The following is a 21,007-nucleotide window of genomic DNA, read 5'->3' as shown; positions in this document are numbered from 1 at the left end:
TTGTTCGTTTTATTGATCGGGATTATCCCAAGAAGCATTGGTCATAATAATGATTGCTAGTTCATTATGTTCACCTAGTGCTGTCAAGTTGATGTCTTGTTCTCTCAATACGGTGATGCCTTGATTATCGAGCCAACTTTGTAATAAATCACTGATTTCAGCATTGGGATTTACAGGGAATTCATAATTATTCGCTGAAAACTCTTCTTGTGCAGATGATTCGGATAGAAACTCGATTAAACGAATTGCGTTTTCTGCATTGGAAGCATTCTTAATTACACCTGCACCACTCACATTAATATGAACGCCACCTTCACCATCCCCTTGATTGGGAAAGTAAATTCCTACTTGATCAGCGACACCATAATATTCACTGGTGGTATCCGTTTCATTGACAAGCAATCCATAATAATACGAGTTTGCGATGGCAATCGTACCATATCCATTTGTAATTGCAACAGCTTGTCCGCGATCATTTCCTTCTGGAGTCCGGGCCATATTCATTACAATATCTTGAACCCAGGCCGTTGTTGCACTTTCCCCTTTTAACTCAATAAACGAAGCCACTAAACTTTGATTATAGATATTGGATGAGGAGCGGATTAGCAACTCACCGGGGAACATCGTTGTTGCATTCTCATAGGTTAATCCAGTAGGATCTACGGCGTTATCATACAAGAAGACACGAGCGCGTTTGGTTAACCCAAACCACATGTCATCGATATCACGATACTTTGCAGGAACGTTCGCTTCCAATGTATCACTCGCAATCGCTTGTAATATCCCTTCTTGCTTCGCCAGTGCTAAATATCCAGCATCTGCTGTAAAGAAGAGATCTGCTTGAGGCAAATCGCCTTCCGCTTTAATTTTCTCTATTAAGGCCGGTGCTTTATCATTGACAATGTTGACTTCAATTCCGGTTTCTTCCGTGAATCGTTCAAACAAAGCATCATCAGTATCATAGTGTCGTGTCGTATATATGTTTACGACTTGGTCATCATTGCCACACGCTGCTAATGAAAATGCCATCACTGCCATAAGTATTAGTGCAAATATTTTTTTCAATGTAATACACTCCTTCTTTTTCTATTTGCGCTTTGATTGTACAAATTCTAGGCGAGTAAGTAAAGTATAAACATAATTTTTATATTTAACCTTACAAATACTCCCTCATTTCGACAAATTTTTACAAATTAAAAAATGCCACAAATAGCTTGTAGCTATTGAGGCATTTGGATGTAAATGTATGATTACAACATGTTTTTTGTACATTTTTCACTGCAATCATTGTATCTTCCTTGTCGATACTTTATCGTCTTTCAATCGAAAACCGTAAAACAGTCTTAAGCTTTGATTCCTCTACTTTTCGCGGATCGGAAAGATAGATTTCCTTGTGATCATTGGACATGCGTACAAAGTTGTTCTCGATGCAAAAATCGTCCATCAATTGAAAGGAATGCACTTCATCATCATACGAGCCAATATGAAGCATTTGAACACTTTCTTTCTCAGCAATTACTTCAAAAACGGCATCGAGAATTCGTGGGTTTTTCTTGCTGTCATATATTCTTGATTGCATCTTTTTAAAGAAATCCTTTGTAACAAAATCAGGTTGACGAATCATCAATTTGAATGCAAGAAAATCCTTTAAGTCCTGCACTCCTTCTCCTGTGTATCGTGCTTTTCCTTCGTCCGACAGTGTCCAAAATCCCTCCAATGGGTACACAGTGTAATCAAAGTATCCATCAATCACAATCCCTTTTTTAGGTGCCATCTTAATTCCATAGGAAAGTGCATAGAGTGCTTCTACTACCCTCGAGAACTCCGCACTATTTGGATTACCTTGTCCGGTAATGGTGATATATGGTAAGGGTGGAATCGTTAGGACGGTTGGTTTTTGTTTCGGCATGTAGATCTCTTTCTCATGTTTTCGCCATTCGTGTTTCATTGGGAACACCTCCACTACAGGTTATGATCAATCGGTTCTTCGTCGTTTATAGTTCTTGTTCTTACTCTTATCTTCATACATTAGTCGATCCACTTCATCCAAGATTGAATCTTCCGTATATGCCATTGATGAATCAAATGTTTTTGCACCAAAGCTAATACCGATTTCTAGAAGTAATGGATTCTTTGATTGCTTAATCTCTCTAAGTAAACGATCACGATATTCCTCGATGTTTAATCGTGTTGCTTGTTTAGATATCAGCAAGAACTCGTCACCACCAATTCTCGTAACATAAAACTCCTCTTTGTAAGCTCGTAACAATACTTTTGATAGTTGTTGTAGAACCTCATCACCTTGTTTATGACCGTATTGATCATTTATTTTCTTGAAGTATTCCAAATCGATCATAATGACGGAGAAGGTTTCGTTCTCTTCCACTTTACCTGTCAAAATCTCTTCCATTTTTTTACGAGAGAATAGTCCTGTCAGATGATCTTCAGAATTCCCTGCAATTTCAATTAAGTAATACGCAAAGACGACGCCTAAGGCAACGACGGCCCAGGTTAAAATCAATCCATAAACAAATAATTGAATAAAGGATATCAATACAGGTAGGAGCGCAAAAAACGCAATAAACAAGATCATTTTATCAGACAGTTCTTTTCGATTTTTTACGGCGAGGATAACAGTGTATAAAATCATTCCAAAGACAAATAGTAAACTCAACCATAACCACTCACCACGATGATATACATTCTGTTCATCCAAGGAAAAAGCCACCGGGTAAACGATATTTATCACAAGTAATATTCCTGCAAAGATGGTTGGTTGTAGATAGTATAGTCGTTTTCGCAATCGATCACGAGATCCGTGAATCTTATAATCAACATACGTCACCCACTGAGCAGCCATCGTTGGTTCCATCAAAATCAACAATACATTGAATATATAATTGGCAACAATCGCACCGGACGTGTTTATTCCATCAAAGGCCCAGGCAAGAATCTCCACAACCAAAATCACCATGTTAAAAACAATCATTCGATAGAATAATTTACGAGAATAGTCAAAGATATCTTTTTTTGTAATAACAACAAACAATAATATTACCAGTAAAGCAAATGCATAAATATTGTTGTCATAGCGATAGAAATTCTCCATAGATATCACTCCTACTAGTTCTATCGTAATTATAGCACAAACTAAAAAAAGTTATCTATGTCTTTTTTGTACATTCATAAATGTCAAATCTATTGATTATGAAAGAACAACAAATCAGCATCTTATATTGAACAATCAGGCATTACTTGCTATACTTTAATTAGAGCATACTACAAATAAGACATCAAATCTATTTGTAGTGTTTTTAAATCAATGAATGGAGGTTGGGATTTGACAAAAAAATCAGCCGGAAATTTTCTAGTCATTTCAATACTTGTTCTTGTTAGCTTATCTATCCTTGTGTTTTCTGGTTTTTATATGATCTTTAGTGAATTCACGGTAATTCTTCCATTATTAGTTTTATGTACGATATGGATGTCCATTACAGTCAATGCTCTTAAACTGAGTCTTAAAAAACACAATCATTTTCTGCTTATTGTTATTGGGTTTTTATTCGTAGCAACAACGATATTTTTATCACAATGGGGGTTACTTATCGAATTTCTACTTTACCCAATCATCTTTACAGTTTTATATTTTGGAGGTATATTATTGCTTTATCTAGATAAAAAAGGCTAGTAAAATCAGTTTACTAGCTTTTTTTATGTCGTTTATAGGGTTGCAAGAAAGACACAGTAACAGCTAATATCGGAAATAGTAATACCGCATAAAAGCCGAAAGCCTTACCAACATCTGCATAAAACTCCTCATGAAGTTCATGGGCTACCACAGCTGTCATTTCACGAATGAATATGAACCATTCTACTACAATGACAAGGAGAATAATCTTGCTAAGTACTGGAAGCCAAAAATCAAGCGCTATTACAATGCAACCAATAAGAACAATCACGAGGAATATCATACTTTGGGGTAATAACACAATGTGATCAAAATAGACAAAATACCATTCATCCTGTACAAGTTCCTCTTCAACTTTTAGAATTGGTAGAAAGGTTGCGAAAACCCATAATAGAAATAGTAAACCTTTGCTAAGTAATAGATGACTCCTACGCATAATTAAAATACTCCAGTCCAAGCAATAAACCAAATCAAGAATAATGATCCCAGGTAGAACAGCACGATATATAAGATTGCTAGACTACGTCGAACAATGGGCTTGATTTTATAGTAATATCTAGGCAATACAACTACTGCAAGAACTGAAATAATCAATAGTATTGATGTGAAAATTACATTCTTCCATATGATAGGGTCATGAAAAATAGTTAGAAGTGCTATCCAATGATATATCAGATAATAGATTATCTGCATGAATGCTGATACCATGAACACAAAAAACACTTGCAATTCTCGTTTATTGGCATCGCTTAAGGTGATATACAGTAATATAAGCGGTGAAAATACAAATACCAATACGACGACGGTATGAAGCTCGTATATTCCTGAAATTATTAATAATACAAGATACACTATGAGTCTTATCTTGGTCCTGGTTTCAAGATTCTTTAGTTCTTGTATTAGGGTGAGTTTATTATCCATAGAGCCCTCCTTATACAAAAAAACATACAGTCCACAATTGCTGTATGTTTACGTGTTGGTTTTCCTTTGTTTCCCAACTAAATAGTACCATTATATGATTGAACTATCAAGTTAAACTCAACGCAAATACTCTGTACATATTACCATGAGGTATGCAATACTTATTTGAAATTGGTTATAATCTAGGATATACTACAAGTATAGGGAACGGCCCACACAAATATGAAGACAAGAATATCCTTGTCTTCAATTTATATTTTATGGAGGAGGAATCATGGAAGACATCAAAAACGAGTATCGTCGAATCATACGTTATTTTCAACTACTAATTGTTCTGGTAACAATCACCTATTTCAATATTGGTTTATACTATCTATCTGGTTCAACAGCGAATCTATTGTTCCGACGTTTTTTATTAATGAGTGTAATGACTAAAATCTATATTAGTGGTACTCTGACAGCCCTTGTTATTATTCTTACAACCATGTACTTCTTCTCAAAAGTCACAAAAGAAAAAGAGAATTCATTATTCCAAGACAACTTAAAAATTGGTTATTTCATTAGTTTTTATGTACTGATTCTGCTGTTTCTATATCAAGGTTACATGGTCTTGATGTCAGTTGGAGAATGCTACCCTGTTTTCGCATTCTATTTGATTCCAATCATTCTCATCAGTTTTAATGCGTTGGATCATCTCTGTTTTAATCGTATCGAATCATTCCATGAACGTCCGTTAATGCTGAGCTCCATTAACTTGACGTTTATGTTCTATTTCTTCTATTTCTTCTCGTATAACGTCCGATTCAATAATCTCGTATTACAGTATATTATAATCCTAACGTTTGTCGGTTTTGTTTTATACATGGTTGTGGTATGGATACGATTCAAGTTAAAAAAATTGGATATCGTGACAATTATTATTCTCGCATATAGTACCATCTGTTATATTTCACTACTCATGAATTACTTCAACAATGTGTATATCACCTGTACATAAGGAGACAACTATGAGAACAATCACTTTCATACTGATACTTATTTTAACCACGTTATTAACGGCGTGTATCGAAAAAGAACGAGCGTACCTTGATTGTCTACAGAGTGGATATTCTGGTACAAACGAATGTAGTTTGCAACAAGGTTACGACGCTGTCAAGAAGCACTTCGAAACGAAAGTTAGCGATATGGAATGGGATGACATTAGTGCTGTAACTGGGTATTATTATATCATCAACAACAGATTGGAACTGAATATTACCCTAGATACTTCTCAGACCCCACTCAACATTGAGTTTGCCGAGCAGGCCGTATCACTTTATACTGAGATGTATAATGAAATGGAAATGGTAGGCTTCGAACACAAGGTTGCTTATCTCCGTATTGACGGGTATGAGTTTGATGGATTGTATATGTATCCTGGAACGGAAGGACCTTCTTTTCAAGCCACCATCAATGTCGAAGATGAATTCTATAATCTCGTAGAGAACAATGAGAACTATATGAAATACCTACTAGATATTGAATCATTTGTAGAAAAGAGAATTTCATTCATCAGTCCGACAATTGATGGGGGAATATCTCCAGATTATACTCAAAAATCCATTCTACTTACCAGCACTACAGCAAACGAAATAAGTTCCATTTATTTTGATCCCATTTTTAGTGAAACAGAAGAATCAAATATTCGTGTTTTATTACGAGAGTTATTTTCCGAGTTCACAATCGTTGAATAGTAGAAAAAAACAATGACTACTCGAGTCATTGTTTTATTTTTTCAACGTGATCCAATACCGCTTCGTATGACCATGTTCTTTAGAATAAACTATATCTTCCAATACTCCACCACAGGCTTCAATGGTTTTATAGGATCCAATATTGGCAACATCACAAGTGACAAGTGCTTTTTGAACCCCTAATGATTGAAGGTGATGTAACGCTAGTTGCAATTGAAGTTTAGCATACCCCTTTCGGCGTTCACTAGGCCGTATACTATACCCAATATGTCCACCATAGTTCCGTAAGAAATCATTGAGATAATGTCTGATATTCACAAAACCAAGCACTCTATTTCTCGCGGTATCTACCAATACCCACTGACTACCTTCGACATATCCTTCCGGCAACGTATCTTTGTTTGAGTATGTTTTAATATGACGAATCCAATGATCGTAATCATCATATTTATCCAAACTTCCACACCCCGATAATTCCGTATCCCCTGCTTCGATCATTTCCGCTTTATAGTCAAAGATCTCTTGTTCAAGATCTTTGTGTGGTTGCACGAGAGTTATCACGATTCACCTTCGGTATCAGCAACCGTTTTTATTACTTTTGTACCATCACTAAGTACCACTTCTGCAGTCCATTCTTGATCGTCTTCTTGAACATTCCACGGTCCTTGAATCCATGTGGTTTCACGATATAGAAAATACGGTTCATCATACGAGCGATAGATTGGTTTCCCATTGCGATAATAATTTACATAGTTAATTTTTTCCGGATATTCTGCGGTCAGACGTATCCATCGTTTTCCTTGCGTTACTGTAAGAGGTTCTAACCCTTGAAGATAGAATTGTTCATCTTTAGGTAATGTAGGAATATCAATGCCCAGTACTTGTGCCATACGTCTCGCAAAAAAGAAATCTTGTCCTTTGGTGATACCCCAATCGCATGGGGGTTCCTGTTTGGTAAAATTATCATAGTGTCCCCACGATGTATGCGTTTCATAAGCAACATCTAATCGTGAGATACACGGAGAATCTTCATTACAAAGAATTGGTTTGTTCGGAGCGATCGTTTTCACATGTTGAATAAAGTCATAGTACTCACCTCTGGTAAGTCCGTTACCGTGTACTAAGACAACATCACTAGCATCCGCCACTTCTTTGTCAATTAAACCACCACCGCCGCTACTACCGACAAGCATACCACCAGTTTCTTCTTGTACGAGTTGAATTAGTTTTCTCATACTTTTTGGGTTTTGGATAATTGGAAGTTCATTCCACATATCGATATTATATTCGTTGGCAACATCGACTATGACATTGGTATACGCACCCTTTTTCAAGAACGCCGAACAAGTCTTCAATGCGGCAATAATCGCTTCATCATTATTAAACCGAAGCGATTGAGCCCAATACAAAATATTGATAATAATGACCATACCGATCTTATCCGCAGCTCGGATAATCCTGTCTAATCGGTTTGCGTATCTCTCATCAAATGATGTCCCATCGGGACCAAACGGATTGTTGTCAATCGTCCGAACATCCGTGGTAAATACTGGCATTCCACCTTGAATCCCAACCGTTACGGCACGTAGTCCATAAGCATACCACTGTGGTAATGCCGCAATAAAATCTTCGGTATTTTGATTGGCATCAAATACTTTACCAAATCGGTTATACCGTATTCGATCGGTTTTGTCATCAAAGATCCCTTGGATAAAACGGGAGTTCATCAGTAGTCCTTTTGACGCTGGATGGTTCTCAATTTCATCATACACAGGTTTTCCATTAATATAGAAATCCCGACCTTGTACTGTAAGATGTGTGTGTCCCATAGTGTATATCCTTTCCTATATAACTTGTACCATATTACTCATTATAAAAACACAATAGCGAAAATAAATGTTACTACAACGACTCCTACTGCGAGAGCTAGATTAACAATAACATATAGGAGTGTAATCTCACTCCTTTGAAGAGTAATGAACCCTCTTGATTTCGGTTCACCTGAACGACGTTTTATCGCATCTAAAATTAATCCAAACACAATAAATGGAAGAAAAAACAGAAAGATATTGTGATACATTGAAAATAATGTCACTTGGATTATAAATGTAAGTAATACACCGCTATATGTTAATACTGTTTTCAGATATAAATTCATCTATTCACCGCTATTTTTCCGTGACCGTAACGTCAATACGTGCGGATTCAACACCCATTACTACATATACCGTATTGATTCCTTCAGTATTTAACGATGTGAAGTTATTACCATTGTAGTCTTCTACACGATATAAAATATCCCCCGAAGAACTTACTACAGCAATTTCACAGTTTCCTTGTTCAAGGTCGCTGGATATCGTTAGATTGGTAGTATCCGATCGAACAACGATACTTCGTAATAACATAAACCCACTGACTTTACGCGCTTCATACCGCGAGAAGTTATCGGTATCCATTTCATTCTTCATAAACGCTGTATAGTCATAATTCCCGAGCTCTACAGGTTCATTTAAATTGTCCAGTGTATTCAGTGATGTATCATCCCCGTTGATATCACGGATGTGCGAGTTCCAGACAAAGATATACATCACAATCAATCCGATAATGATAACAATGGTAAGCACACCGTAGAAGTAGGCAATTGGTTTTGTAATTTGTAGTCTCATAAATAATCCCTTCCTATTGAAATTGTCCCCATACCGTAGTATCTCGTGATTCGTGATTTGATAATTCGTAGACATCCGTGGCTTTGTCAAGGATATCGTGATACTCATCTAAATTTGTACGGAGTTGCCATCGAAGTGCATATCCTTGAACAACGGAATAAATATGTATCGCAAACATCCCAACCAGCGCAAGAACACTGGTGTAAAACGATAGGGACACCGTAATAACAGCAAGTAATAGTTTGAATATACTAACATAATTGTTCGCCAAGTGCACGGTGTATATATCCATATTTGTCACAGTATCATCACGCGAAAAACGTAGGGATGTACTCGACAACAAAGGTGTTTTCCGTTTCCAGTCCGTCAGTTGATAGTGATGATCCTCAGTTTGTTTTATCGTACAAGTCGTATTCTGAATCTGTTTATGGATATTTTCGATTACGACCGACTCGAAGAATGGGGTGGTATAGCTGTCCTTTAATAACGTTCCCACGTGAGTGTGATAAATGGTTTCTCGTTCCCCATTGTTATAATACAGTGGGGCAAAATAATTGAATGTTAGATTCAACATCGTCATGAATACAACACCTACACTGACAATAGGTATATACTGAATAAGGGAATGACTATCCGTTACTTCCACGTTGAAATACCCCAAAAACGCATGACTTAATACTAGAATTAAGGTAATTCCTGCGACATATGGCAATGATATTTTCATTCGTACACCCCCTATAATACAAGGTCTATTATATCATCATGTGATAAACTCATACAACCTTCTCATAGAATTTAATAAAATGGCTAGATATAAGTCATATCTAGCTACATAAAAAAAGAGACCGAAGTCTCTTTTCATTTTTTGTAGATTAGGTATTATTCAAAGATTTTTGAAACGTTACCTGCACCAACGGTACGTCCACCTTCGCGGATTGAGAACTTGGTTCCTTGTTCCAATGCGATTGGGTGAATAAGATCAACGATCATTGTAACGTCGTCGCCAGGCATAACCATTTCAACACCAGCTGGTAATTCGATAACACCAGTTACGTCCGTAGTACGGAAGTAGAATTGAGGACGATAGTTACTGAAGAATGGAGTGTGACGTCCACCTTCTTCTTTTGATAGAACGTATACTTGTCCTTCAAATTTTGTATGAGGTGTAACGGATTTTGGTTTTGCTAATACTTGTCCACGTTGGATGTCTTCACGTTTTGTACCGCGTAATAATGCTCCAATGTTGTCCCCTGCTTCTGCACGGTCCAATAATTTACGGAACATTTCAACACCAGTTACTACAGAGTTTGCAGTATCTTTGATACCAACAATTTCAACAGGATCTCCAACTTTAACAGTTCCACGGTCTACACGACCAGTAGCAACGGTTCCGCGTCCAGTAATACTGAATACGTCTTCGACAGGCATTAAGAATGGTTTGTCAGTTTCACGAACTGGATCTTCGAAGTATTCATCGACAGCTTCCATTAATTCCATAATTTTTTCTTCGTGAGCTTCGTCACCATTAAGTGCTAATAAAGCAGAACCCATAATAACAGGAATGTCGTCTCCAGGGAATTCATATTCGTCTAATAATTCACGAATTTCCATTTCAACTAATTCTAATAATTCATCATCGTCTACTTGGTCTGTTTTGTTCATGAAGACGATTAATTTTGGAACACCAACTTGGCGAGCAAGTAAGATGTGTTCACGAGTTTGAGGCATTGCTCCGTCTGCAGCAGATACAACTAAGATTGCTCCATCCATTTGTGCAGCACCAGTGATCATGTTTTTGACATAGTCCGCATGTCCTGGGCAGTCTACGTGTGCATAGTGACGAGCTTCTGTTTCATACTCGATGTGAGCGGTATTGATTGTAATACCTCTTTCGCGTTCTTCAGGTGCGTTATCGATTGATGCATAGTCTGCAGCTTTCGTGTTCCCAACTCCTCGTTTAGCAAGGATGGTTGCGATTGCAGCAGTTAATGTGGTTTTACCATGGTCTACGTGTCCGATTGTACCGATATTCATATGAGGTTTATTCCGGACAAATTTTTCTTTAGCCATTAAGATTTCCTCCTATAATTTTTGTATATTGTTATTTTTTACCAAACATATTTTATCGCATTATAATATATAATGCAAGTTTTAAGTCATATTACCCGTTTCGACGTTTGATAACTTCTTCGGCAATTGACTTAGGGCATGCTTCATAATGTGAAAACTGCATTGTGTAGTTCCCGCGGCCCTGTGTATTAGAGCGAAGCGATGTAGCATACCCAAACATTTCTGCGAGGGGAACTTTAGCAGTAATTTGGAGGGCGTTACCACGTTGGGTTTGACCTTCCATGCGTCCGCGACGACTTGTAATGTCGCCAATGACGTTACCGAGATATTCATCCGGTACGATGACATCAACATTCATCAGTGGTTCTAACAGAATTGCTTTACAAGCTTCTTTGGCTTTTTTCAGCGCCATGCTTGCGGCAATTTTAAACGCCATCTCACTACTGTCAACGTCATGGTAACTACCATCATATAAGGTAGCTTTCAAGTCGATGATTGGGTATCCAGCAAGAATACCGGATTCCAAGCTTTCTTCCAGTCCTTTATTAACGACCGGAATGTATTCTCTTGGAACAACCCCACCAACGATTTTATCGACGAACTCGTATCCTTTTTCCGGATTCGGTTCAAATTCAATCCAGACATGTCCATATTGTCCACGTCCCCCGGATTGACGCACGAATTTACCTTCGATTTGAGCCGAGGTTGTAATCGTCTCACGATAGGATACTTGTGGTTGTCCGACGTTTGCGGCAACCTTGAATTCGCGTTTCATCCGATCAACGATGATATCGAGGTGAAGTTCACCCATACCAGCGATGATTGTTTGGCCTGTTTCTTGATCCGTATACGTTCTAAACGTTGGATCTTCTTCGGCCAGTTTGCTTAAGGCGATTCCCATTTTATCTTGATCGGCGCGGCTATTGGGTTCAATGGCAACGCTGATTACCGGTTCTGGGAAGACCATTTTTTCTAAGATGATATAGTTCTTATCGTTACATAAGGTATCGCCGGTGGAAGTGTTTTTCAGTCCAACGGCGGCCGCTATGTCTCCGGCGTACACCATATCGATCTCCTCACGGCTATTCGCATGCATTTGTAAGATTCGACCAACACGTTCTTTCTTTTCCTTGGTTGCATTATATACATACGAACCTTTGGCTAATTTCCCGGCATACACCCGGAAGAACGTTAGTTTCCCAACAAATGGGTCGGTCATAACTTTAAATGCGAGGGCAGCAAATTCCGCTTGATCCGATGCTTCTATGATTAAGTCTTCACCTTGTTTGTCGATTCCTTTGACGGCAGCGACATCTAGGGGTGAAGGTAAATATGCAATCACGGCATCCAGGAGTAATTTTACTCCTTTGTTTTTAAATGCTGATCCACATAATACAGGGAAGAATTGAACGCTTAATGTTGCGTTTCGGATGGCAGTGCGAAGGGTATCCGCATCGATCTCTTCACCTTCGAGGTAAAGCATCATTAATTCTTCATCCAATTCGGCAACGGTCTCGATTAACTCGATCCGTTTTTCTTCAGCTGTTTCTTGTAGGTAATCTGGAATCTCTACTTCTTCAGGAATTTCTTCGGGTGCACCATCGTACATCCATGCGGTCATTTCCACTAGGTCGATGATTCCATCAAAGTCCGCTTCACTACCAATGGGCCATTGGATGGCAGCGGCGTTTGCACCTAAGCGTTCCCCTAATGTGCGAACACTAAAGGCAAAGTCGGCTCCAATTTTATCCATTTTGTTCGCAAATACAATTCGCGGAACTTTATAATCGTTTGCTTGACGCCAAACTGTTTCAGTTTGGGGTTCAACACCTGCTTGTGCATCCAACAAGGCTACACTACCGTCTAAGACACGAAGTGATCGTGATACCTCTACTGTAAAATCGACGTGTCCTGGCGTATCAATGATGTTGACGCGGTGTTCTCTCCAATGGGCAGTGGTTGCTGCCGATGTGATTGTAATTCCACGTTCTTGTTCTTGTTCCATCCAGTCCATTTGGCTCGCCCCATCGTGGGTTTCACCAATTTTGTGAATACGTCCAGTGTGATACAGAATACGTTCCGTAGCCGTTGTCTTACCAGCATCGATATGAGCCATGATCCCTATATTACGAGTCATTTTTAAACTATACTCTCGAGCCATAATACAACGTCCTTTCTACCATCGATAATGGGCAAATGCTTTGTTTGCTTCTGCCATTCTGTGTACATCGTCTTTTTTCTTAACAGAAGCACCATTTCCTTGTGCTGCGTCGACGATTTCTTTCGCCAATCGCTCTTCCATTGTTTTCTCATTACGCAATCTTGCGTATAGGGTTAACCATCGAAGTCCAAGCGTATAACGTCGCTCAGGACGTACTTCTACTGGCACTTGATAGTTTTGCCCACCTATTCTTCGGGATCGTACTTCAAATGTCGGCATAATATTATTTAAAGCTTCTTCGAAGACTTCGATTGGTGGTTGATTTGTTATTGATTCAACTCGTTGGAATGCACTATATAAAATACTTTGAGCAGTCCCTTTTTTACCGTCCAACATGATATTATTAATCAATTTTGTCACAAGTTTTGAATTATAAATTGGATCCGGTAAAACATCTCTTTTTGCTATGTGACCTTTACGAGGCATAACTTTTTCCTCCTTTCAACTTTAATAAAAATTATGCTTTCTTCGTTCCGTATTTCGAACGACCTTGTTTTCGATTTTCAACTCCGGTTGTATCTAGCGTACCACGTACGATGTGATAGCGAACTCCCGCTAAGTCTTTTACACGTCCACCGCGTATTAATACCACGCTGTGTTCTTGTAATTTGTGTCCTTCTCCAGGAATATAGGCTGTTACTTCAAGTCCATTAGACAAACGAACACGAGCAAATTTACGAAGTGCTGAGTTCGGTTTCCGTGGGGTCATTGTTGCAACACGTGTACATACACCACGTTTTTGTGGGCTAGGGTTGTTTGTGTGCTGTTTCTTAATTGAGTTAAACCCAACAGATAAACTAGGTGATTTTGATTTTTTTGTTTTGCTTTTTCTTCCTTTACGTACTAACTGATTAATCGTAGGCATTGAATGGTTTCCTCCTCTCTTTCATAATCCACGCATCCAGGTGGTTCGGTTTTTTCATAAAAACTAGGGCTTATGCGAATAAACCCTGATGTTTTTTTCATTTAACAGCATAGTTATTATATCTCACACATGCAGGTGTGTCAACTATTTAATTTATTTTTTTTCGAATACACAATAAATGGCTTTGTTCGTTAATTTCGTTCCATAAACATTACCATATAAATCGGCATTGTTACAATATGATCTTGTTGCTCAATATTTTTTGTTCCCATTTTTACGCCAATTGTAACCCCATAATTTTCTATCAACGAAGGTAATACTTTGGACTTGGGATTGTCAGCTGATTTGACTTCTACTGCGTGCATTTCACGATGACGGGTAATTAAGAAATCAACCGATAGTTTCGAGTTCTTTTCAAAGTAATATAACGTTTGCCCTACTTTTGAAAATAGACTTGCCATAACCGTTTCGTAAATCGCTCCATTATAGGCATCCATACCACCACGAAGAATTTCAAGTTGAATCTCATCACCTAGCATTGCAACAAACAAACCAGGATCGTGTAAATAAAGTTTAAAGCAATCACTTCGGACATTAGAGTGAAGCGGTTTTTTCGGATATTTAACATTGCTTGCTTGAAGGACAATACCCGCATCAATTAGCCACTCAACACTGGCTTCATATTTGGATCTGCGGCCGCCTTCAGACACACTTTTATATTGAAATTTTTTGTTGTCTCGATACAGTTGCACCGGCAATGAATTGAGACATTCAACTGCCTTGTGTCCCATTCGTGATGGACTGTATCGAATAATATCATTCTCATATAACTCCAGTAAATCCTCTAACATCGAGTAGGCTTGTTTAAAATCCCTATCTTCAGTATATGCAGCAACCACCTGCGGCATTCCACCTATTGCCATATATTCTCGGAATAAATCCATAAATACATTATGGGTCGCTTTTAAAAGCGGATTTAAATCTGTAAAATGTTCTTCTACAACATCAATAATATCTTCTTCATAACCATTCGCCCAGCAAAATTCTTCAAAATCAAGAGACCCCATTGCATATCGTTCTACATACCCAACAGGAAAACTATTCATCGTCTTATACATGTTCCCTAAAAACGATCCAATAGCAATAACATCATACTCTCCTTGAGATGTAAATGATCGAAGTGAAATGAGTGCTCGTTCGCACTCTTGAACGTTGTCGAAAATTAGGATACTTTCGCCTTTGACTAACTGAACTTCAGGGAAGTATACTCGAAGTAAATGGATAATCCGACCAGCATCCAAATTCGGTTCGAATATTTCAATTAACTCCGGCCGTTTGTGAAAGTCGATGTATAATATGTGCTTCGAATCGTAACTTTGATTAGCAAAGTCAATTACACTTGTTGTTTTACCTACTTGTCGCGGTCCTTCAACAATTAGAGATTTTTTCTTGTTTTTTTGCTTCCAATCACGTAAATATATCTCAATTTTTCGTTTTAACATCGATATCACCTAGTTAAATTGTACACTTTTTTTCATATATAAACAACTATTATTACATTTTTTCGAACGTTTTATTGTCACTTTTAAATATTAATTCGTGGATTTTATTGTGTTTCTTATTACTTATCGTCTATTTTTAGCCACTTTATTTATGACCATAGTAGATCTGCCATGTTATGTTGAACTGATCTTTTACGGTTCCAAATAATGCACCCCAGAATACTTCTTGGAGTTCTGAAACGACTTTTCCGGATAATGACAGATTTTCAAACGTTGTTCGTAGTGTTTTTTCATCTGGTAATTCTAATACAAACTGAATTCGGTCACCAGGAGTTAACATAACTTCATCAATTGCGTCGTTTATAAATAAGGTAGAATCATGGATTTTCAAAGTACAATGACCAACCTTTCCTTTATACGTTGACTTATCCATCCCAGGTACATCTTCTAACATCGTGATGTCTCCTTGAATTTCAGCTCCAAAAACGTCCTTATAAAATGCGATCGCATCCATCGCATTATCGACGGTTACAAACGGAATGATTTGTCCCATAATTTCCTCCTAATTTTAGATACTTTTATTATATAACAAATCCTATTTCAATTGTTAATCATATACGTTATACTACAACTAGGTGATTGGATGAAAACACGAAAACGCCCCATTATTAAAACATGGTTAGAAGATTTTACCGACGATATTGTCCTTGATTCCGAAGAACTACGTATTGAGTACAAAACGATTGCGAATCGTACCATCCCACCGTTTCATGGACAACGGGTGATTTTTGATACGGTTATTTTTCAAAATTGTACCTTCTCTGATTCATTAATGGAACGATCTGAGTTTATGGATTGTCAATTCAAGCATTGCACCTTTACAAACAATAAACTCAAACACTCTAATCTCATCCGATGTGAGTTCATTCACAGTAAATTGGATGGTACCCATTTTACCGATAGTCAACTTGAAGATATCCTGATAAAGGACTGTACTGGGCGATATTTGGATAGTGTAGAGACAACATGGAAAGTCGTTGAAGTAATTAATTCGAATCTAGATGAATCTACCTGGTTCACATGCAAACTCCGCGACTTGTCGCTACAGAGTGTTTCCTTATTGAAATCGGACTTTTATGATACCTCCTTAAAAGGAGTTGATTTATCCTCATCCATAATCGATGGCATGAAAACGGATATCCACAATATCCAAGGAGCCATCATTTCTAGTGAACAAGCTGTGTTATTATGCAATTTAATTGGTGTAAATGTCAAATAAAAAAGCCCACAACTGTGGGCTTTTATTTACTTAATGGTGCCGCTAATTGGAATCGAACCAACGACCTCTGCCTTACCATGGCATTGCTCTACCGAACTGAGCTATAGCGGCCTAGCGTATTTAATTATACCATAAAAATTATACAGTGCAAGACTCGAACACATCTTTTGTTATTTTTTTTAATTTTATGGAAATTAAAAGGGTCATTATAGTAATAAAATATCAAAATATTACTATATTCATTGACTATTAAAATCGCTTATTTACAACGTTTTGTAATTGTTGTATATACAAATATAGGATAAAAAAAACAGCTGCCATTTAGCAGCTGTTTGATTTAGAATTGATAATCATCTAAGAATGGATTTTCATCGAGTTGTTCTTGTTCGAAGATTTCTTCTTCATCCTCAGGAGTTGGACGTTCGTACTCGAATTTCGTATCGCGTAAGATACCAGTACCTGCAGGGATTAATCCTCCGATGATAACATTTTCTTTCAATCCGACTAAGTCATCGACTTTACCGCGGATCGATGCATCGGTAAGGACACGTGTTGTTTCCTGGAAGGATGCTGCACTTAAGAATGATTCACTACGTAAGCTTGCTCGAGTAATACCGAGTAATGCTGGACGACCAATAGCTGGACGTTTACGCGCTTTTAGTGCTTCTGCATTTGCTTCTTTGAACTCACGAATCGATACTTGTGCTCCCGGTAATAACATTGTGTCTCCTTCAAGGACGACATTGATACGACGCATCATTTGGTGAATGATTACTTCAATGTGTTTATCGGAAATTTCAATGCTTTGAGCCCGGTATACTTTTTGTACTTCACTGAGTAAGTACTGTTGTACCGTTTCTGCATCGGTTGCTTTTAAATATTGTTTTGGATCAATCGATCCATCCGTAATTTTGGTTCCAGCACGAACATCTTGTCCTTCTTCCACGAGTAATGTAACTCCACTATTGGTTTCATAGACGTGTTTTTCCATGCCGTTTTCTACTGTTACTTTATAGCGTTCTTCAACGATTTCAATATCTGAAATGGTTCCATCAATTTCGCTGATAACGGCTTTTCCTTTTGGTGTTCGGGCTTCAAATAACTCTTGAATCCGAGGAAGACCTTGGGTGATATCGGCACCCGCAACCCCACCAGTATGGAAGGTACGCATTGTCAGCTGAGTACCAGGTTCACCAATCGATTGGGCGGCGATGGTACCAATGCTTTCACCAACTTCAACTTTTTCACCCGTTGATAGGTTTTGACCGTAACATTTTTTACAAATACCTTGCTCGCTATCACAGGTTAATACGCTGCGGATTTTGAGTTCGGTAATGCCAGCATCGACAATCCGTCGTGCAATGTCATCGGTGATGTACCCATCTTTGGCGATAATCACTTCGCCTGTTTCTGGATGGATTGCAGATTGAGCAGTATAACGACCGATCAAACGGTCTAAGAATGGAACAATTTCTTTTCCATCACTATGTACAATTTCACGAATTGTCGTACCGTTGTCGGTACCACAATCGTCTTCGGTAATAACAAGATCTTGCGATACATCAACCAAACGACGGGTTAGGTATCCTGAGTCAGCGGTTTTTAACGCGGTATCGGTAGAACCTTTCCGCGCCCCATGGGTCGAGATAAAGAACTCACTCATGGTTAATCCTTCGATAAACGAGGATTTAACCGGTAACTCGATGGTTGATTTGATTCCTGCTTTGATATTGTATGCGGTGTTCAATCCTTCGCGTTTGGTATTTGCCATCGATCCCCGAATCCCAGCTAACTGGGTGAAGTTTGAGGCGTTACCACGAGCTCCAGAGTCGCTCATCATATAGATATGGTTATCGCTTGTTAATTCGTCCATTAATCCTTTTTGAATCCGGGCTTTTACATCGGCCCATTCTTTAATAACGAGTTTATAGCGCTCGTAATCCGTTAATAGACCCATTTCATATTGCATGTATAATTGATTGACAATTGCTTGAGTTTTCTCGACTTCATCATGTTTTTTCGAATAGACTTTAACATCGGATGCACTTACAGTGATACCAGCTTGGGTCGAGAATTTAAAGCCAAGATTTTTCAGTTTATCCAACATTTTTGAGGTCTCATTGATTTTGTAGACATTGAATACCTCAGCAATGATATTGGATAAGAATCCTTTTTTAAATGGTGGGACAAGCGGTTGATTTTGGATGTACTCCTTAACCGAGACACCTTTTGGTACAAAGTACTTGTCCGGTGTAATGTATCGCTCTTCACCCGTTTCAGGATCGACTTGTTTTTGTAAGTTCGTTAATGTCGGTTCATTTAGGTACGCAAACTCTTCAGGTAAAATACTATTGAAGTACAACTTACCGTAGGTTGTTACTAAATACCCATTGCGTTGTTCTTCAGTAAGTGGTGCATTCCCAAGGGCGCTACCACGCATCGCAATTCGCGTATGTAATGTAATTTGTTTGTTTTCAAAGGCTAAGGTTACCTCATCCACACGTCCAAATACACGTCCTTCACCAATTTCTCCGGCTTTTTCCAAGGTGAGGTAATAGTTCCCTAGTACCATGTCTTGAGACGGTGTAACAATTGGTTTTCCATCTTTAGGGTTCAAGATGTTGTTGGATGCAAGCATCAATACCCGTGCTTCCGCTTGAGCTTCTTCACTTAACGGAACATGAACGGCCATTTGATCCCCATCGAAGTCGGCGTTAAACGCAGTGGTTACGAGTGGGTGCAATCGGATGGCTTTTCCTTCAACCAGTTTTGGTTCAAAGGCTTGAATCCCAAGGCGGTGAAGGGTAGGTGCACGGTTTAATAGAACCGGATGTTCACTGATGACGTCTTCTAAGACATCCCAGATACGATCATCTTTTAAGGTATCTACCAAGCGTTTTGCACTTTTGATATTCGACGCGATTTCGCGTTCGATTAACTCTTTAATAACGAATGGTTTGAATAGGGTTACCGCCATTTCTTTTGGTAATCCACATTGATACATTTCAAGGTCTGGTCCAACAACGATTACGGAACGTCCAGAATAATCGACACGTTTCCCTAGTAAGTTTTGACGGAAACGACCTTGTTTCCCACGTAATAAATCACTTAATGATTTTAAGGGACGGTTTTTCTCAACCACTTTACGTCCACGTTTGGAGTTATCAATTAAGGCGTCAACCGCTTCTTGTAACATCCGTTTCTCGTTTTTGGTGATTAAATGTGGCGCATTTTGTTCAAATTGACGTTTTAATCGGTTATTCCGGTTTAAAATCCGACGGTACAGGTCATTTAAGTCGGTTGTCGCAAAGCGACCACCATCTAACTGAACCATTGGTCGTAATTCAGGAGGAATAACAGGTAGGACATCTAAAACCATCCATTCTGGTTTGTTGTCGGATTGTAAAATCGCCTCAACAACGCTTAACCGTTTGATGATTTTTTGACGTTTTTGTTTCGATGAATTGGGTAGATTTTTACGTAAGATCATACTTTCGCGTTTTAAATCCAACCGTTTTAATAATGTTTTTACAGCTTCAGCACCCGATTGGGCTTTGAAGCGGCTACCGTATTCCATGTATTTTACGGAATATTCGGCTTCACTTAAGATTTGTTTGTATTGTAAGTCGGTATCCCCAGGATCGGTGACGATGTAACTGGCAAGATAGACAACTTCTTCTAAATCTTTTGCTTTTAAGTCCAATAACGTTGCAAGACGCGAAGGACTATTGCGTAAGTACCATGTATGAACGACGGGAGCAGCAAGTTCGATGTGTCCCATCCGTTCACGACGGACTTTACTTTCAGTTATTTCAACACCACAAACAGGACATTTTTTCCCGGTGTGGCTACTGCGTTTTGATTTGTTGCTACAAGCACATTGGTAATCTTTGGTAGGACCGAAGATGACTTCACAAAACAGACCGTCTTTTTCTGGCTTCAATGTACGGTAGTTGATTGTTTCATGCTTCTTCACTTCACCAAAGGACCAACCGCGGATCTCTTCTGGAGATGCTAGGCGGATTTTATAATGTGAAAAACGTTGACTCATGTCATCACCCT

At 38.4% G+C, this 21,007-nt stretch carries 20 protein-coding genes and 1 tRNA gene; 3 read left to right on the top strand and 18 right to left on the bottom strand.

Features of this window, described 5'->3' with window-relative positions:
* Window positions 1-9: 9 nt before the first annotated feature.
* From G4Z02_RS06300 to G4Z02_RS06280, 5 genes are all read right to left on the bottom strand, one after another.
* Window positions 10-1,065 carry an extracellular solute-binding protein gene (locus G4Z02_RS06300; RefSeq protein WP_258877171.1) on the bottom strand — a complete coding sequence of 352 codons (1,056 nt, stop codon included), beginning with the start codon at window positions 1,063-1,065 and terminating at the stop codon, window positions 10-12.
* A 244-nt stretch (window positions 1,066-1,309) separates the two neighbouring features.
* On the bottom strand, window positions 1,310-1,948 hold the full coding sequence (locus G4Z02_RS06295; RefSeq protein ID WP_258877170.1) for a GyrI-like domain-containing protein: 639 nt from the start codon (window positions 1,946-1,948) through the stop codon (window positions 1,310-1,312).
* 27 nt (window positions 1,949-1,975) lie between these two features.
* Complete coding sequence (locus G4Z02_RS06290; RefSeq protein WP_258877169.1) at window positions 1,976-3,109, bottom strand: GGDEF domain-containing protein; 1,134 nt, start codon at window positions 3,107-3,109, stop codon at window positions 1,976-1,978.
* A 592-nt stretch (window positions 3,110-3,701) separates the two neighbouring features.
* A complete protein-coding gene (locus G4Z02_RS06285; protein WP_258877168.1) occupies window positions 3,702-4,124 on the bottom strand; it encodes a hypothetical protein in 423 nt (140 codons plus the stop codon).
* Window positions 4,125-4,126: 2 nt separating this feature from the next.
* Window positions 4,127-4,609, bottom strand: a complete 483-nt coding sequence (locus G4Z02_RS06280; RefSeq protein ID WP_258877167.1) for a hypothetical protein — start codon at window positions 4,607-4,609, stop codon at window positions 4,127-4,129.
* 274 nt (window positions 4,610-4,883) lie between these two features.
* Here G4Z02_RS06280 and G4Z02_RS06275 point away from each other — a divergent pair, with 274 nt between their 5' ends.
* Together G4Z02_RS06275 and G4Z02_RS06270 are read left to right on the top strand one after the other, a co-directional pair.
* Window positions 4,884-5,606 carry a hypothetical protein gene (locus G4Z02_RS06275; RefSeq protein WP_258877166.1) on the top strand — a complete coding sequence of 241 codons (723 nt, stop codon included), beginning with the start codon at window positions 4,884-4,886 and terminating at the stop codon, window positions 5,604-5,606.
* A 10-nt stretch (window positions 5,607-5,616) separates the two neighbouring features.
* Window positions 5,617-6,342, top strand: a complete 726-nt coding sequence (locus tag G4Z02_RS06270) for a hypothetical protein (protein ID WP_258877165.1) — start codon at window positions 5,617-5,619, stop codon at window positions 6,340-6,342.
* Between the two features lie 33 nt (window positions 6,343-6,375).
* Here the strand turns inward: G4Z02_RS06270 and G4Z02_RS06265 are convergent, their stop codons facing one another.
* The 11 genes from G4Z02_RS06265 to G4Z02_RS06215 form a co-directional block, all read right to left on the bottom strand.
* On the bottom strand, window positions 6,376-6,903 hold the full coding sequence (locus tag G4Z02_RS06265) for a GNAT family N-acetyltransferase (protein ID WP_258877164.1): 528 nt from the start codon (window positions 6,901-6,903) through the stop codon (window positions 6,376-6,378).
* Window positions 6,900-8,171, bottom strand: a complete 1,272-nt coding sequence (locus G4Z02_RS06260; RefSeq protein WP_258877163.1) for a cellulase family glycosylhydrolase — start codon at window positions 8,169-8,171, stop codon at window positions 6,900-6,902. Before G4Z02_RS06260 ends, G4Z02_RS06265 begins: the two co-directional genes overlap by 4 nt.
* Before the next feature lie 41 nt (window positions 8,172-8,212).
* On the bottom strand, window positions 8,213-8,500 hold the full coding sequence (locus G4Z02_RS06255; protein ID WP_258877162.1) for a hypothetical protein: 288 nt from the start codon (window positions 8,498-8,500) through the stop codon (window positions 8,213-8,215).
* A gap of 10 nt (window positions 8,501-8,510) precedes the next feature.
* Window positions 8,511-9,008, bottom strand: a complete 498-nt coding sequence (locus G4Z02_RS06250) for a hypothetical protein (protein ID WP_258877161.1) — start codon at window positions 9,006-9,008, stop codon at window positions 8,511-8,513.
* Window positions 9,009-9,021: 13 nt separating this feature from the next.
* Window positions 9,022-9,732 (bottom strand): hypothetical protein, encoded by a 711-nt coding sequence (locus tag G4Z02_RS06245; RefSeq protein WP_258877159.1) that lies wholly within the window; start codon window positions 9,730-9,732, stop codon window positions 9,022-9,024.
* Between the two features lie 155 nt (window positions 9,733-9,887).
* The gene (tuf, locus tag G4Z02_RS06240) at window positions 9,888-11,078 is read right to left on the bottom strand and encodes an elongation factor Tu (RefSeq protein ID WP_258877158.1); all 1,191 of its coding nucleotides are present in this window, start codon (window positions 11,076-11,078) and stop codon (window positions 9,888-9,890) included.
* Window positions 11,079-11,169: 91 nt separating this feature from the next.
* Window positions 11,170-13,239, bottom strand: coding sequence for an elongation factor G (gene fusA, locus G4Z02_RS06235; RefSeq protein WP_258877157.1), 2,070 nt, complete (start codon window positions 13,237-13,239; stop codon window positions 11,170-11,172).
* Window positions 13,240-13,254: 15 nt separating this feature from the next.
* Window positions 13,255-13,725: a 30S ribosomal protein S7 gene (gene rpsG / locus G4Z02_RS06230; protein ID WP_258877156.1), complete on the bottom strand. Its 471-nt coding sequence runs from the start codon at window positions 13,723-13,725 to the stop codon at window positions 13,255-13,257.
* A 31-nt stretch (window positions 13,726-13,756) separates the two neighbouring features.
* On the bottom strand, window positions 13,757-14,164 hold the full coding sequence (rpsL, locus tag G4Z02_RS06225; RefSeq protein ID WP_258877155.1) for a 30S ribosomal protein S12: 408 nt from the start codon (window positions 14,162-14,164) through the stop codon (window positions 13,757-13,759).
* A 191-nt stretch (window positions 14,165-14,355) separates the two neighbouring features.
* On the bottom strand, window positions 14,356-15,666 hold the full coding sequence (locus G4Z02_RS06220; RefSeq protein ID WP_258877154.1) for an ATP-binding protein: 1,311 nt from the start codon (window positions 15,664-15,666) through the stop codon (window positions 14,356-14,358).
* 145 nt (window positions 15,667-15,811) lie between these two features.
* Window positions 15,812-16,219 carry a VOC family protein gene (locus G4Z02_RS06215; protein ID WP_258877153.1) on the bottom strand — a complete coding sequence of 136 codons (408 nt, stop codon included), beginning with the start codon at window positions 16,217-16,219 and terminating at the stop codon, window positions 15,812-15,814.
* A 90-nt stretch (window positions 16,220-16,309) separates the two neighbouring features.
* Here G4Z02_RS06215 and G4Z02_RS06210 point away from each other — a divergent pair, with 90 nt between their 5' ends.
* The gene (locus tag G4Z02_RS06210) at window positions 16,310-16,945 is read left to right on the top strand and encodes a pentapeptide repeat-containing protein (RefSeq protein WP_258877152.1); all 636 of its coding nucleotides are present in this window, start codon (window positions 16,310-16,312) and stop codon (window positions 16,943-16,945) included.
* A 34-nt stretch (window positions 16,946-16,979) separates the two neighbouring features.
* On the opposite strand, the gene G4Z02_RS06205 is transcribed toward G4Z02_RS06210, so the two are convergent.
* Together G4Z02_RS06205 and rpoC are read right to left on the bottom strand one after the other, a co-directional pair.
* Window positions 16,980-17,056 (bottom strand) — tRNA-Thr (locus tag G4Z02_RS06205).
* A 226-nt stretch (window positions 17,057-17,282) separates the two neighbouring features.
* The gene (gene rpoC, locus G4Z02_RS06200) at window positions 17,283-20,996 is read right to left on the bottom strand and encodes a DNA-directed RNA polymerase subunit beta' (RefSeq protein WP_258877151.1); all 3,714 of its coding nucleotides are present in this window, start codon (window positions 20,994-20,996) and stop codon (window positions 17,283-17,285) included.
* Window positions 20,997-21,007: the final 11 nt, after the last annotated feature.

It is taken from the genome of Candidatus Xianfuyuplasma coldseepsis, assembly GCF_014023125.1.
In the GTDB taxonomy this organism is placed as follows: Bacteria; Bacillota_I; Bacilli_A; order Izemoplasmatales; family Izemoplasmataceae; genus Xianfuyuplasma; species Xianfuyuplasma coldseepsis.
This window is presented reverse-complemented; position numbering and strand designations above follow the sequence as displayed.